This is a genomic window from Pseudomonadota bacterium (assembly GCA_030860485.1).
In the GTDB taxonomy this organism is placed as follows: Bacteria; Pseudomonadota; Gammaproteobacteria; order JACCXJ01; family JACCXJ01; genus JACCXJ01.
The window spans coordinates 1-12,623 of sequence record JALZID010000035.1; the positions used below are offsets into that span (position 1 = coordinate 1).

12 protein-coding genes and 1 tRNA gene are annotated in these 12,623 nt (G+C 64.2%); 7 read left to right on the forward strand and 6 right to left on the reverse strand.

What is annotated here, in order from left to right:
• The first annotated feature begins 1,386 nt into the window (after positions 1–1,386).
• Positions 1,387–1,647 carry a hypothetical protein gene (locus M3461_01495; GenBank protein ID MDQ3773138.1) on the forward strand — a complete coding sequence of 87 codons (261 nt, stop codon included), beginning with the start codon at positions 1,387–1,389 and terminating at the stop codon, positions 1,645–1,647.
• Positions 1,648–2,440: 793 nt separating this feature from the next.
• On the opposite strand, the gene M3461_01500 is transcribed toward M3461_01495, so the two are convergent.
• Positions 2,441–3,676: a DEAD/DEAH box helicase gene (locus tag M3461_01500; protein ID MDQ3773139.1), complete on the reverse strand. Its 1,236-nt coding sequence runs from the start codon at positions 3,674–3,676 to the stop codon at positions 2,441–2,443.
• A 165-nt stretch (positions 3,677–3,841) separates the two neighbouring features.
• Here M3461_01500 and trxA point away from each other — a divergent pair, with 165 nt between their 5' ends.
• The gene (gene trxA, locus M3461_01505) at positions 3,842–4,168 is read left to right on the forward strand and encodes a thioredoxin TrxA (GenBank protein ID MDQ3773140.1); all 327 of its coding nucleotides are present in this window, start codon (positions 3,842–3,844) and stop codon (positions 4,166–4,168) included.
• Positions 4,169–4,435: 267 nt separating this feature from the next.
• Complete coding sequence (gene rho / locus M3461_01510) at positions 4,436–5,695, forward strand: transcription termination factor Rho (protein ID MDQ3773141.1); 1,260 nt, start codon at positions 4,436–4,438, stop codon at positions 5,693–5,695.
• A 23-nt stretch (positions 5,696–5,718) separates the two neighbouring features.
• Here rho and sat read toward each other — a convergent pair whose 3' ends face one another.
• Genes sat through M3461_01525 form a run of 3 tightly spaced genes read right to left on the reverse strand, consistent with a single transcriptional unit; the run spans position 5,719 to position 8,140 of the window.
• Positions 5,719–6,942 (reverse strand): sulfate adenylyltransferase, encoded by a 1,224-nt coding sequence (gene sat / locus M3461_01515; protein MDQ3773142.1) that lies wholly within the window; start codon positions 6,940–6,942, stop codon positions 5,719–5,721.
• 29 nt (positions 6,943–6,971) lie between these two features.
• On the reverse strand, positions 6,972–7,583 hold the full coding sequence (locus M3461_01520) for an NUDIX hydrolase (GenBank protein MDQ3773143.1): 612 nt from the start codon (positions 7,581–7,583) through the stop codon (positions 6,972–6,974).
• A complete protein-coding gene (locus M3461_01525; protein ID MDQ3773144.1) occupies positions 7,580–8,140 on the reverse strand; it encodes an arylesterase in 561 nt (186 codons plus the stop codon). The genes M3461_01520 and M3461_01525 overlap by 4 nt, the downstream gene beginning before the upstream one ends.
• 67 nt (positions 8,141–8,207) lie before the next feature.
• Between M3461_01525 and M3461_01530 the strand changes: the two genes are divergently transcribed.
• Together M3461_01530 and hemH are read left to right on the forward strand one after the other, a co-directional pair.
• Positions 8,208–8,918 carry an ABC transporter ATP-binding protein gene (locus tag M3461_01530; protein ID MDQ3773145.1) on the forward strand — a complete coding sequence of 237 codons (711 nt, stop codon included), beginning with the start codon at positions 8,208–8,210 and terminating at the stop codon, positions 8,916–8,918.
• A complete protein-coding gene (hemH, locus tag M3461_01535) occupies positions 8,915–10,024 on the forward strand; it encodes a ferrochelatase (protein ID MDQ3773146.1) in 1,110 nt (369 codons plus the stop codon). Before M3461_01530 ends, hemH begins: the two co-directional genes overlap by 4 nt.
• Here hemH and M3461_01540 read toward each other — a convergent pair.
• Positions 9,971–10,162: a hypothetical protein gene (locus M3461_01540; GenBank protein ID MDQ3773147.1), complete on the reverse strand. Its 192-nt coding sequence runs from the start codon at positions 10,160–10,162 to the stop codon at positions 9,971–9,973. The genes hemH and M3461_01540 overlap by 54 nt on opposite strands.
• Positions 10,163–10,352: 190 nt before the next feature.
• Between M3461_01540 and M3461_01545 the strand changes: the two genes are divergently transcribed.
• Both M3461_01545 and M3461_01550 read left to right on the forward strand, forming a co-directional pair.
• Positions 10,353–10,553, forward strand: a complete 201-nt coding sequence (locus M3461_01545) for a hypothetical protein (protein MDQ3773148.1) — start codon at positions 10,353–10,355, stop codon at positions 10,551–10,553.
• 286 nt (positions 10,554–10,839) lie between these two features.
• Positions 10,840–10,932: transfer RNA gene (locus tag M3461_01550), tRNA-Ser, on the forward strand.
• Positions 10,933–12,222: 1,290 nt separating this feature from the next.
• Here the strand turns inward: M3461_01550 and M3461_01555 are convergent.
• A partial coding sequence (locus tag M3461_01555) for a galactose oxidase (GenBank protein ID MDQ3773149.1) occupies positions 12,223–12,623 on the reverse strand: 401 nt, incomplete at its 5' end.

Genomic DNA, 12,623 nt, shown 5'->3' on the forward strand with positions numbered 1-12,623 from the left:
TGCGGCCTGACCGGACCAACTCGACCATCTGTCGCCGGAACTCCGGCGGATATGCACTTCTTCGTTTCGACATCGTGGACTCCTCCTTCCCAAAAGATGAAGTGTCCACGAAACGGGGTCAACTCCACTCGGCGCCATTGCGGCTCGTTTCGCGAAGAAACTCGCAAAGGCCGGGGCTCAACGTATCGAAAACAACAATGCCTGGACAATCAGCCGTTCCCGATGCTAAGGGTGCGGCTCAACACCCGCGTTTACCAAAGATCGTTTGATGGTTTCAGCGTCTTGTGAGACCCCATCAGCGAAGAAGTGCAACCATGTGGCGGCGCCACCGATGTTCTCTTCCATAAATCGTTCTTCTTTGAGAGATTCGTAACTGCACAACCACCGGCTAAAGCTGGTCGGTTCCAGCGCCTATCACACATGCAATCCCCTGCCATATTGGCCGCGAAGACGTCGAGGATCATGGCTGTGCTGGGTGCAATTACCATATGAGGCGCTACCAGCATGATCGTGTTCGATCGCGTATCTTGCCGCCCCAAGAGGCGGCCGGTGGCTGTTCCCCTGAGCCGAGGCAACCATGAAACAACCGCCAGCAGTGATAGTCGAAGCGCCTCAGACGTACCCAGGGCTTGTGCAGGGAGAAGCTTAGCCCGACGAAGGGTCGGGAGCACATACCCGCTGACTGCATGGCGATCCCGTCCTGCCAGAGCCGCTAGCTCGGCCAAGGGTCCTCGAGAGACTGTGGATAGGGAGCGGTGCGAGAGCGGCGATGGCGAGGCTCGTCCCGAAGGCGGCGGTGGCGGTTGTGAGCCAAGGGGATCGAAGTCTCGCCGGGCCTCGGGGGTCGAGCCGGGAGGCGGTGCGGCATTCGGCGACAGCGCCCGAGGTCGCCTCCGTCGAGACATGCCTGGCGCCGGCGCCAACGCACGGTCGGTCCCCGCAAGACCGGCGGCCTGCCACCGGGATGGACTCTGGATGCCTTCACGACCCCCCGCGTCACCGATTCGGTGATCCGATGGGCGGGTTGTAACGCGATCCCGGGCGCCTGTCTGTGAACTATTTTACAAACCAAGTCGTACGGCTGACCGGATGATGGTGGCGGGCGGCCCGCCCAAGTCACACGGACACCCGAGGTTTATAATGGCCGGGTCCCAATCTCCTGGCTCAGGTCCGTGCCCGACCCCGTGCGTATCCCCCTCCCCGCCCGGCGAGCGCCCCCTCTGGTACCGGATCTCCGCAGTCCTGGGCCGAGGCCGCTCGGGTTCACGTATCTCGCCCACGACCTCACCCTGGATCGCGAGGTCGTGATTAAGGAGTGCCTGCCGAGCGGATTGCAGTCCGGTCGGAAGGCAGCGTCGTCCGTCCCCTGGCCGCCGCGAGGAGGAGGTGCGCTGTGCCGAGGCGCGGCGGTCCTTCATTGCCGCGGCGCAGGGGGTTGCGATCGCCAAGGGCGCGCACCTCGTGGGGATGCTGAATGCCTTCGAGGCGAACGGTACTGCCTATGCGGTGATGGAGCGCGAAGAGGGAACGGACCGCGCGCAGCGGGCGCTCTCGGGCCGTTTTCTGCGGGACAGCTGCTCGCGATCGCAGAAGGCATGCTGGGGGCGCCGGAACGGCTGCCGTGCGGGCGCGATCCACGGTGACTGAAACCCGCGAACCTGCGCATCGGGCCCGGGCTAAGGGCGGTGCTGGTCGACTTTGGGGTCGCTGCCCTATCCTTGTGGAAGCACCCGGGCGCGGCGCTCAATATCGGTCCGAACCCCTATGCTCCGATGGAACTTTGCTACGAGGACCCTGAGCTCAGAGGGCCCTTGGACCGATGTCTATGGACTCTGGCGGGGGCGTGCTGTACCGTCGTGACAGGCAGGACCCCACCGCGAGCATTGGACCCGAGTCACGCGGTTCTTCAGGGAGCCCTCGATCCGCTGGAATCCGCGGTCAGGGGGGCTGCCGGTGCCTATCCCGCGGAGTTCCTGCAGGCCATTACCATGGGCATCGGATTTACCCCGACCCAGCGTCTCTAGTCGGCCGCGGCGCATCGGGAGGAGCTGGTGCGAGCCATCGGCGGTGAGAACCAGGCGGAGCTCCCCCTCGCCCCGATCTACCGAGACCGCGGAGGCTTATCTCGACGAGCTCGCCTCGCTCAGCCCCCGATCGGCGCGGCTTGCAAGGTTGCGCAAGGGGCTGGCTTCCCGTGGGGCGCCTGAGATGCCGGCATGGCCACCGGACGGTCGGGCGGACCACGGCGAATGCCACCGCCGGCCGCGGCCGTGGCCTCCTGGAAGCGGCTCCGACCCGAGCACTGGTGCGGCTCGGGGACGAGTTTTACACGGTGCTCGCTCGCAGTTCTCGGTAGTTTCGCGGTGAACCTGGGCGTGAAGCCCTTGTCGCCCCTCGTCAGGGAACACCGGGGCGCTGGATCTTTTTATGACTATTGGGCCTAGGCGGCGTGCCGGTGCCGGGGCCGGCGGCGGGATGGTCGGGCGCCGGCTAGTGTCGGCGGGGGGACCAGGAGGTCCTCGGTGACCGGCAGGACCCGGATCTTGTCGCCGATGTAGGCCTCGATCTCCGCCAGGGAATAGACGAACTCCTCGCAGGCCAGACTGATCGCCTGACCGCTGGCCCCGGCCCGCGCGGTGCGGCCGATCCGATGTACATAGTCCTCGGCGTTCTGGGGCAGGTCATAGTTGAAAACGTGGGTCACGTCGGGGATGTGCAGGCCGCGTGCGGCGACGTCGGTCGCCACCAGGAACGGGAGGTCACCTTTTCCGAAACGGTAGATGAGCCGCTCACGTTCTCGCTGAGGCACATCGCCGGACACGAGGCCCGCCTCGAGCCCGGTCCGGGATAGCCGCTCGGTGATGTATTCCGCGGCGCGCTTGGTGTTGACGAAGATCAGGGTGCGCGGCTCGGGGAGCGCGCGCAAGAGGTTCCAGAGCAGGGACAGCTTCTTGCGGCTCTCGATGTGATAGAGCCGCTGGCTGACCTTGTCGACGGTTACCTTGTCCGGTTCGATGGTGACCATCTGAGGGTTGTTCATGTGCTCGTAGGCGAGCTCGTGCACGCGGCAGGACAGGGTCGCGGAAAACAGCATGGACAGGCGCTCTTCCGGTTTCGGCATGCGGCGCAAGAGATAGCGCAGATCGCGAATGAACCCCAGGTCGAACATGCGGTCCGCCTCATCGATCACCGCGACCTCGATGGCGTGCAGGTCCAAGGCCCGCTGTTTGAAGTAGTCGATGAGCCTTCCGGGCGTTCCGACCAGAAGATCGACGCCGGACAGGAGCATGTCGCGTTGTTTCTCGTAATCGATGCCCCCGTACACCAAACCCATACGAATACCGGTGAGCTGACCGAGTGTGACGGCGTCCTGATGGATCTGGATGGCCAGCTCGCGGGTCGGGGCGATGACAAGGGCACGGGGCGGGTGGGGCGGGCGCTCGGTTCTGCCGGCACGGCGCAGGAGCCGCTCACAAGCGGCCAGCACGAATGCGGCGGTCTTGCCGGTGCCGGTCTGCGCCTGGCCCGCGACGTCCTGGCCGGCGAGGAGCAACGGCAGGGTCTCAGCCTGAATCGGAGTACAGTATTCGAACCCGGCGGCGTGCAAGCCCCGCAAAAGACGTGGGTCGAGGCCGAGCGTCGCGAAGGGGGTTCCGGTGAGGTGTGTCTGGTCCATGGTCTCTCTAGCATAACCCAATCGCGGGTCCGTGTGGGCTTGCCCCGACTCGACTTGCCCCCCCGAGTAGACTTGCCCAAGACTTGCCCAGGGTAGACTTGCATTCTGTGGGGTATTCGGCCCACAATGGATTGAACGACAAGATGCGGGGTGGGATCAGGCGGGATGAGCGAGCACATGCTTCACGTGACCGACGACAGCTTCGAGGAGGAGGTGTTGAACTCCGAGCTGCCGGTCCTGGTAGACTACTGGGCCGAATGGTGTGCACCGTGCCGGGCGATCGCCCCGCTACTGGACGACATCGCCCGCGAGTACGAAGCGCGGCTCAAGGTGGCCAAGCTCAATGTCGACGAATACCCCAAGACGCCATCCAAGTACGGCATCAAGGGGATCCCGACCTTGATGATCTTCAAGGAGGGCAGCGTCGAAGGGACCAAGGTGGGGTCTTTGTCGAAGTCTCAGCTCATGGCGTTTATCGACAGCCATATCTAGTCCCGCCATATGTAGTCACGGTATCCACTTCCCAATCCCTGGTCCCCTTTCCAATTCCATCTACCTGCTCCCAGACACCGACTCTCACAGGACCCAGTAGCACACCCGCCGTGCCGTGTGCGCCGGGGCTGGACGCGCCCAAGACCGCGTGCTAGCGTAGCATCTGGAACGTACCCGCTTCCCCCGGGCGTTACGACGAAGTCGCGGCTCTCCTCATCCCACGGATTGGGGTCTTTCCCGTATCTAGCCCGGTCCAGCTGATCGACCATGAACCTGACTGAACTCAAGCAGAAACCCGCCTCCGATCTGATCCAACTCGCCGAGGGACTGGGCCTTGAAGGCGTCGCGCGCTCCCGTAAGCAGGACGTCATCTTCGGTATCCTCAAGGCCCATGCCAAGAAGGGCGAGGACATCTCGGGCGACGGCGTCCTGGAGATCCTGCAGGACGGCTTCGGGTTCCTGCGTTCGGCGGATAGCTCTTATCTCGCCGGTCCCGACGATATCTACGTGTCCCCCAGCCAGATCCGGCGCTTCAACTTGCGCACCGGCGACACCATCTCCGGGAAGATCCGGCCGCCCAAGGACGGCGAGCGCTACTTCGCGCTCCTCAAGGTCAACGAGATCAACTTCGAGCCCCCCGAGGCGGCCAAGAACAAGGTCCTGTTCGAGAACCTGACCCCGCTGTTCGCCCATAATCGCATGCAGCTCGAGGTCGGCAACGGCACCACCGAGGACCTGACACCCAGGGTAATCGATCTCGTGGCGCCCATCGGCAAGGGCCAGCGCGGCCTCATCGTGTCGCCGCCGAAGGCCGGAAAGACCATGATGCTCCAGGGCATCGCCCATTCGATCACGGGCAACCACCCGGAATGCTATGTCATCGTGCTGCTCATCGACGAGCGCCCAGAGGAGGTGACGGAGATGGAGCGCTCGGTGCGCGGCGAGGTCATCTCCAGCACCTTCGATGAGCCCGCGACGCGCCATGTCCAGGTGGCCGAGATGGTGATCGAGAAGGCCAAACGCCTCGTCGAGCACAAGATGGACGTGGTCATCCTGCTCGATTCCATCACCCGCCTCGCGCGTGCCTACAACACCGTGGTGCCGGCCTCCGGCAAGGTCCTGACCGGCGGCGTGGACGCCAATGCGCTGCACAAACCCAAACGCTTCTTCGGCGCGGCGCGAAACATCGAGGAGGGCGGCAGCCTGACCATCATCGCCACCGCCTTGATCGATACCGGGTCGCGCATGGATGACGTGATCTTCGAGGAGTTCAAGGGGACCGGGAACATGGAGATCCACCTCGATCGGCGCATCTACGAGAAGCGCATCTTCCCGGCCATCAACATCAACCGTTCCGGGACGCGGCGCGAAGAGCTATTGACCGATCCCGACGAGCTTCAGAAGATGTGGATCCTGCGCAAGCTCCTGAATCCCATGGACGAGGTCGCCGCCATGGAGTTCCTGCTCGATCGCCTCAAGGTCACCAAGGTCAACTCGGAGTTCTTCGATTCCATGAAGCGCGCCTAGGCGCAGGATCGGAAGGCTGACCCTCATCGGCCTTCTTCCGATTGCCCCTGGTCCAATTGGCCCTGTTCCAATTGATAGTAGCGCATCAGGATCTCGGCCACCTCCGGGCGCGCGAACTCGAGGGGGAGTTGCTGCCCGGCCGCCAATAGCTCGCGCACCTTGGTCCCTGAAAGCTGCACGAAGTCCTGGGCGCCATGGTCCGGGGCATCGCGCAGCATGACCACGCGGTTCAGTTTCTTGGAATAGGCGGTATTGTCGGCCCCGAAGATCTGGATGCGGAGCGCGTCCTTGGGGACCTCCTCCGCGAAGATCTGTTGGGCATCGAAGGGTCCGTAGAAGCTCCCGACACCGGCGTGGTCGCGGCCGACGATGAGATGACTGCAACCGCAATTCTGCCGGAACACCGCGTGCAGCACGGCCTCACGCGGCCCCGCATAGAGCATGTCGAATCCATAGCCGGTGATCATCACGGTATTCGGCGGAAAATAGGCCTCGACCATCTTGCGGATCGCCGCGTCGCGGACCGCCGCCGGGATATCGCCTGCCTTGAGCTGCCCGAGGAGCATGTGGATCAGGATCCCGTCGGCGTGCACGGCCTCCCGGGCCATCTTGCACAGCTCCTCGTGGGCGCGGTGCATGGGGTTGCGGGTCTGGAAGGCGACCACCGTCCGCCACCCCCGTTCCTGCATCTCGTTGCGGATCTCGACCGCGGTCCGGAAGGTGTCGGGGAAGTCCTGCTGAAAATAGCTGAAGTTCAACACCTCGATGGGGCCCGACAGGCAATGGCGCCCGAGCGAGCGGAAGGTCGCGACGCCCGGGTGTTTGGGGTCCTCGGTGCGAAAGATCTGTTGGGTGATGAAGGCGAGCTGTTCCTCCGTGAGCGTCTCGATGGCCTCAATGTCCTGGATCGCGAGCACCGGCCGCCCCTCGACATTGGGATCACGCAGCGCGACGCGGCGTGCGCCGCCGATAGCAGTGACCTCATCGGTGAGGTTCAGGATCGGCACGGGCCAGAAGAGACCGGTCGTGGTGTGCATGCGCTCCGCGACAGAGAGCGCATCGGCGGCACTCATATAGCCTCGCAGCGGGTTGAAATAACCGGCCCCGAGCATCACCGCATTGGCCGCGGCCGCCGACGAGAGAAGCACGGAGGGGAGCGCCTGGGCCTCGCGTTGCAACTCGTGGTGGCGTTCTACGTCGTACACGAACAGGGGATGCAGGGTCTCCGAACCGTGGGGTTGAATCATGCAGTCGGTCTCCTCAGAATATTGGAATATCAGCGGTGAGTGGATGCGATCGCGCCCTGCGGCTGGCCTTCGGGCGACGCCCGCCGCGCCACGAAGCTGGCACGATCACCGTTCTTGATGATGTCGCCCATATGGAAGCCGAACGCGCCCGCGCGCCGGTCACTATAGTAGAATCGTAGGGCATGCAGGATCGTCGGGAAGGCCAGTCGATCCCAGGGGATCGACGTCTCGTCCAAAGGCTGGACCTCCAGGCTCTCGGGTCCCGGCTCGCCGTCCAAGGCGATGACCTCGGCGCGGAAGATCATGTACACCTGGCTGACGTGGGGCAGATTCAAGAGGGCGAAGAGACCGGTGACCTCGACTCGGGCATTGGCCTCTTCTTGCGTCTCGCGTATCGCCGCCTCGAGCGCCGTCTCGCCGTTCTCCATGAACCCGGCCGGCAGGGTCCAGAGCCCGTAACGGGGTTCGATGGCGCGCCGGCATAGGAGGATCCGATCGCCCCATTCGGCGATGCAGCCCGCCACGATCTTGGGGTTCTGATAATGGATGTACCCGCAGGCCGTGCATACCTCGCGCAGGCGGTTGTCTCCTTCGGGGATGCGCCGCTCGATGCGCGCACCGCAATGGTTGCAATAGTTCATAGCAGGGGCAGGAGGGACGGCCAGACGTTTTCCAACATCGCTTCCTGGGCCTCGGGTTTGGGGTGTATGCCGTCCTCTAGCATGCGTTCCGGTTTATCGGCGATGCCCTCCAGGATGAAAGGGCTCTTGCGCACCCCGTAGCGCTCGGCCAGATCGCGGTAGATCTCGCGCAGCCCCTCGGTGTACGCACGCCCGTAATTGGACGGTATTTCGACGGGGATCAAGAGCACCTTGGCGCCGCGCGCGAGTGTTGTCTCGATGATGCGCGAGAGATTGGATCGGATCTCGTCGAGCTGGAAGCCGCGTAGGCCGTCGTTGCCACCCAGCTCGATGACCACGATGGCGGGCTTGTGCCGGGCGAGGAGCCCGTCCAGCATCGCTAGGCCGCCGGCCGTGGTCTGGCCGGGGACGCTGGCGTTGAATACGCCGTGGGGGCGGCCTTGTTGCTGCATGCGCCGGCGCAGACGCTCGACCCAGCCGCGCTCCGTTTCCATTTGGTAAGCGGAACTGAGGCTGTCCCCCAAGACCAGTATATTGCCGGCCGCCGGCCCGGCCACGGCAACCAGAACAATAAAAGCTAGCAGGGTCGCGACCAGCCAAACGGCACCGAGCCGACGAGAGAATATGGATAACGAGATCATCATTCGTGCGGTGGGGCTTACCAAGGAGGTACCGAGCCCCGCGGGACCGCTGACCATCCTCGATGATATCAGCTTTGCCATGAGGCGGTCCGAGAGCCTCGCCGTGGTCGGGGTCTCAGGTTCCGGGAAATCGACCCTGCTCGGACTCCTGGCGGGGCTCGATCGCCCGACGCGCGGACGGGTGGTCTTCGACGGCGTCGATCTGGGGGAGCTCGACGAGGACGGCCGCGCCGAGTTTCGCCGCCAGCGGGTCGGCTTCGTGTTCCAGTCCTTTCACCTGCTCCCGAGCCTTACGGCGATCGAGAACGTCATGTTGCCGATGGAGTTGAGCGGCCACCGTTCGGCCGCGGACTCGGCACGCACCGCCCTCGATCGTGTCGGCCTGGTCCAACGCCTCCGTCACTATCCCAACCAACTCTCGGGCGGGGAGCAGCAACGGGTGGCGATCGCGCGCGCCTTCGCCGCCGGGGCAAAGGTGCTGTTCGCGGACGAGCCGACCGGCAACCTCGACCGTAAGACCGGGGCCGCGATCGGCGAGCTGTTGTTTTCGCTCAACGCCAGCTATGGGACCACCTTGATACTGGTGACCCACGACGAGACGCTCGCCGCCCACTGTGCGCGCCGCATGACCCTCGAAGGGGGGCGGATCGAGCATGCGGCGGATCCGGGCCCACACGACCTCCGATCCCCATGAACATCGGCCCCGCTCAGTGGCGCGGCAAAGGAGCGGCGCTCGGCGTCCTCCTGACCAACCTCGGGACCCCCACGGCGCCGACACCACGCGCCGTGCGGCACTTCCTCCGGGAGTTCCTCTCGGACCCGCGGGTCATCGAGCTACCGCGATGGCTGTGGCTGCCCTTGCTCCATGGGATCGTCCTGCGCCTTCGGCCGCGCTACGCCGCACGCGCCTATGCCCGGATCTGGGGCGAACAGGGCTCACCGCTGCTCACGCATTCCGAGCACCAGGCGGCGCGCCTGGAAGAGCGACTGGCGCTGCGCCTCGGGGATGGGGTCAAGGTGGTCCTGGGGATGCGCTACGGGCAGCCCTCGATCGGATCGGCCCTGGAGGCCCTGCGCGCGGCCGGTGTCGGGAGGCTCCTGGTGCTGCCGCTCTTTCCCCAGTACTCCGCGGTGACCACCGCGTCGGTGTTCGATGCCGTGGCCCGTACGCTCCGATCGTGGCGCCGCCTCCCGGAGGTGAGGATGCCCATGGGCTACCACGACGACCCCGGTTATATCACCGCCGTGGCCCACGCGATCCGAATGGCCTTCGAAGCGCATGGGGTTCCCGATCGGCTGCTCTTCTCCTTCCACGGCCTGCCGCGGGATGCGGCCGAGCGCGGCGACCCCTACGGCGATCAATGTCAGGCGACCGCGCGGCTCGTCGCCGATTCCATGGGACTGGAACCAGATCGTTGGCAGGTGGCATTTCAATCCAAGGTCGGCCCGCGGGCCTGGCTCGCGCCCTACACCCTGGAGACCCTCACGGCCTGGGCGCGAGCGGGGGTGCGGTCGGTGCAGGTAGTCTGCCCGGGCTTTGCCGCCGACTGCCTGGAGACCCTTGAGGAGATCGACATCCGTTATCGCGAGGCCTTTCTTGAGGCCGGGGGCGAGGACTTCCACTACATCTCGGCCCTCAACGACTCCCCGCAACATATCGAGGTCCTGTGGCAACTGGTGGCCCGGCATGGTCGGGGGTGGATAGATGCGGCGCTCGGTTCGCCGGTCGAGCTCGGAGTCTACGGCCTAAACGAGGGCGAGCAGCAAGACCACGAACAGGATCACGAGGCCGAGCGGTAACAGCACCGCGCCCCAATCGCGCTCCGTGGCCTGCCGGCTGCGCTCGATGGTGTTGCGTATCCCGGGCCGGAGCCACAGCACGAGCAGCATCGCGGCGATCCCGACCAGGACCATTTCCCAGGTTTCCATGGTTTCCATGGCTCATCCCCCTTTCAGATCGGTCTAGAGGTTCGTCGTGACAGGCCGGCGGCGGATCTTGAATAAGATGGAGGACGCTCCGTGCGCCCGGACCGCAATAGAACCGTCATCGAGCTGCCACGTGATCGAAACGTGTGGAATGGATAATGCCTATTCGACAGGCAGCAAACCCGTTCGCAGGAACAGAACCATGGCAAGCTTAGCGCGTCTTGCGGACCATGCCACTGGCTGGCAGGTCCTGGTACAGGAGATCGCCGAGATCGAGGAGCTCATCGTCGATGCGCGTAAACCCAGTGATCCACAGGCCTTGTGGTCACTTCACCTGCTGCAGGCCACCCTCCGGGTCAAGCGCCAGCAGTTGAAGGACCACATGGTCCACAACATCTCTTAATTACAACGGGCACGCCCGAGTGCCCGTTCCACATCCGCACGCCCGTCAGCCAAGGGGCGCACGCGGCCTCTACGCCGCACGACGGTGCGGCTATCCTGCTGTCATGCCCAGCCAAGAGGGTTGTGGCCACCTCGGCCAGCCCGTAAGCTATGCGCCGATAGCCGTCTAGCCCGGCGAGCGCCAACGGACGCCAGTCTAGCCGTTCGGGGTACGCCGCGGATCAAGCACACGGGCAACCCCCGGGCGCTAGGCGGGCCATAGGCGCGGGCCAAGCCTCCGGATCATCGGAGAGGTACCGAAGCGGTCACAACGGCACCGACTCGAAATCGGTTGGGGGCTTTGCCGCCCCACGTGGGTTCGAATCCCACCCTCTCCGCCAAAATCAATTAGTTATAGTAACGTAGCTTTCGCCGGGAACGCTCTTGCGAGCATTATAGTGCATGCTGTAGTGCATGGCACTGCGCCCTGATGTGGCTGAATATCATATCACAGCTCTTTGAGGCAGTTTGAGGGTGCACGAAAGACTGAACGACCGGCGCTGGTGGTTTCGACGGAGGAACGCGAGAGGTTGAAGCGGTTGAGGGATTCGCGCAAGGCGCCGAAGCGGGCAGTGGAGCGCGCGGCCATCCTGTTGCGCTACACGGACGGCGATGGCCCCACGGCGATACAAAAGGCGTTGGGGCACGCAAGCGAAAGCGGACACGGAACTAAGCCGAAGCCTACGCTTCCCGGATACCGCTGCTGCGCAGGTAGGAAAGCCGAGCCGAGGTGAGGCGACCGAAGGCCCTTGGGGAGTCGGATCACTTCATAGTACTCTGAGATCGGGAAAGCCGATCACAAGGGGAAGGGGGTGACAATGATACGAAGCCCGCAAAGGCAACTCGCGCCGGACACTGTAGGACCGGGGATCGACGAGACAACCTCCCTGCGGGGAATAGCGGACAAGGCGGAGCACGACAAGGAACATCGTTTTGGCAACCTGTATGGGGAACTGAACGACGGAGGTGATAACGCTCACCGATGCCGGACTATCGCCTTTACCGTGTACCGGGAGACATTTACTTTTTCACCGTCAATCCCTTAGAGCGCCGGGCCTACTTGCCGGTGCGGCATATCGAACCGTTGCGGGAGGCAGTGAAGTGTACGCGAGCCGAGCGACCATTCTATATCGACGCCTGGGTCGTGCTTCCCGAGTCCCATGCTTTACGTAATTGCCCTACCACCGGGACGATGCTTTTTCCGATCGCATTAAGGCAATCAAAACTCGTTTTGTACAGGCGCTGCCGTCGACGGAGGGGTGTTGATCGGTACGAATTGCGGAGGGTGAACGTGGCGTTTGACAGCCGCCCTTCCATGGCGGCTTCCCTTCGGGCGCTGCGTATCCACATCCGTTGCCGATGGATTTGTGGCAACGGCGTTTTTGGGAGCAGACTGTTCGGGACGAGGGAGATTATGTGCGCCATATGGAATGCGTGCACTTCAATCGGGTCAAACATGGCTGTGTGTTGCTGGTCGCGCACTGGCCCCATTCGACATTTCATCGGTGGGTGGAGGCAAATGCCTATCTACGGTTGGGATGTTGCCGTCGGCGATAGGACGATAATTTGGTGACGTGTCATTCGGCGGAACACCCCTGCGGGGCTTCCGCCCTACGCGGGCTGCTAGCCCGTCACCGGCCGAGATCGAGGAACTCAAGAGCGCTCGAGAAGGCGAGGCCGGGCATCGGGCCGCCCTCGATTGCGAAGACGCGGCGACCGCGGGAGACGACCCCGAGCCCGTGGCGGGGAGTCAGCATCGAAGGGAGTCTGCGCCAGCGGCCCGTCTTCGGGTTCAGGATCTCTGCCTCTCCGATCGTGCTGTCGCCTTCGGCCAGTTGCTCGCCGCCTACGGCGACGATGCGGCCTCCGACGACCGCGGCCTGGAAGCCGCTGCGCGGAACCTGGACGGGCCGCAGCCTCTTCCAGCGGCGCGTATCGGGGTCGTAGCGCTCGACGACATCGAGATTGAGTCCGCCGGCCCGCCCGGCAATCACGTACAGCTTGCCGTCCACCGCAGCAGCCCCGATGTGCT

Coding starts and splice junctions, on each gene's coding strand:
- M3461_01500 (MDQ3773139.1), bottom strand. CDS start 3,676: ATGGACCAGACACACCTCACCGGAACCCCCTTCGCGACGCTCGGCCTC.
- M3461_01530 (MDQ3773145.1), top strand. CDS start 8,208: ATGGATAACGAGATCATCATTCGTGCGGTGGGGCTTACCAAGGAGGTA.
- trxA (MDQ3773140.1), top strand. CDS start 3,842: ATGAGCGAGCACATGCTTCACGTGACCGACGACAGCTTCGAGGAGGAG.
- hemH (MDQ3773146.1), top strand. CDS start 8,915: ATGAACATCGGCCCCGCTCAGTGGCGCGGCAAAGGAGCGGCGCTCGGC.
- M3461_01540 (MDQ3773147.1), bottom strand. CDS start 10,162: ATGGAAACCATGGAAACCTGGGAAATGGTCCTGGTCGGGATCGCCGCG.
- M3461_01520 (MDQ3773143.1), bottom strand. CDS start 7,583: ATGAACTATTGCAACCATTGCGGTGCGCGCATCGAGCGGCGCATCCCC.
- sat (MDQ3773142.1), bottom strand. CDS start 6,942: ATGATTCAACCCCACGGTTCGGAGACCCTGCATCCCCTGTTCGTGTAC.
- rho (MDQ3773141.1), top strand. CDS start 4,436: ATGAACCTGACTGAACTCAAGCAGAAACCCGCCTCCGATCTGATCCAA.
- M3461_01545 (MDQ3773148.1), top strand. CDS start 10,353: ATGGCAAGCTTAGCGCGTCTTGCGGACCATGCCACTGGCTGGCAGGTC.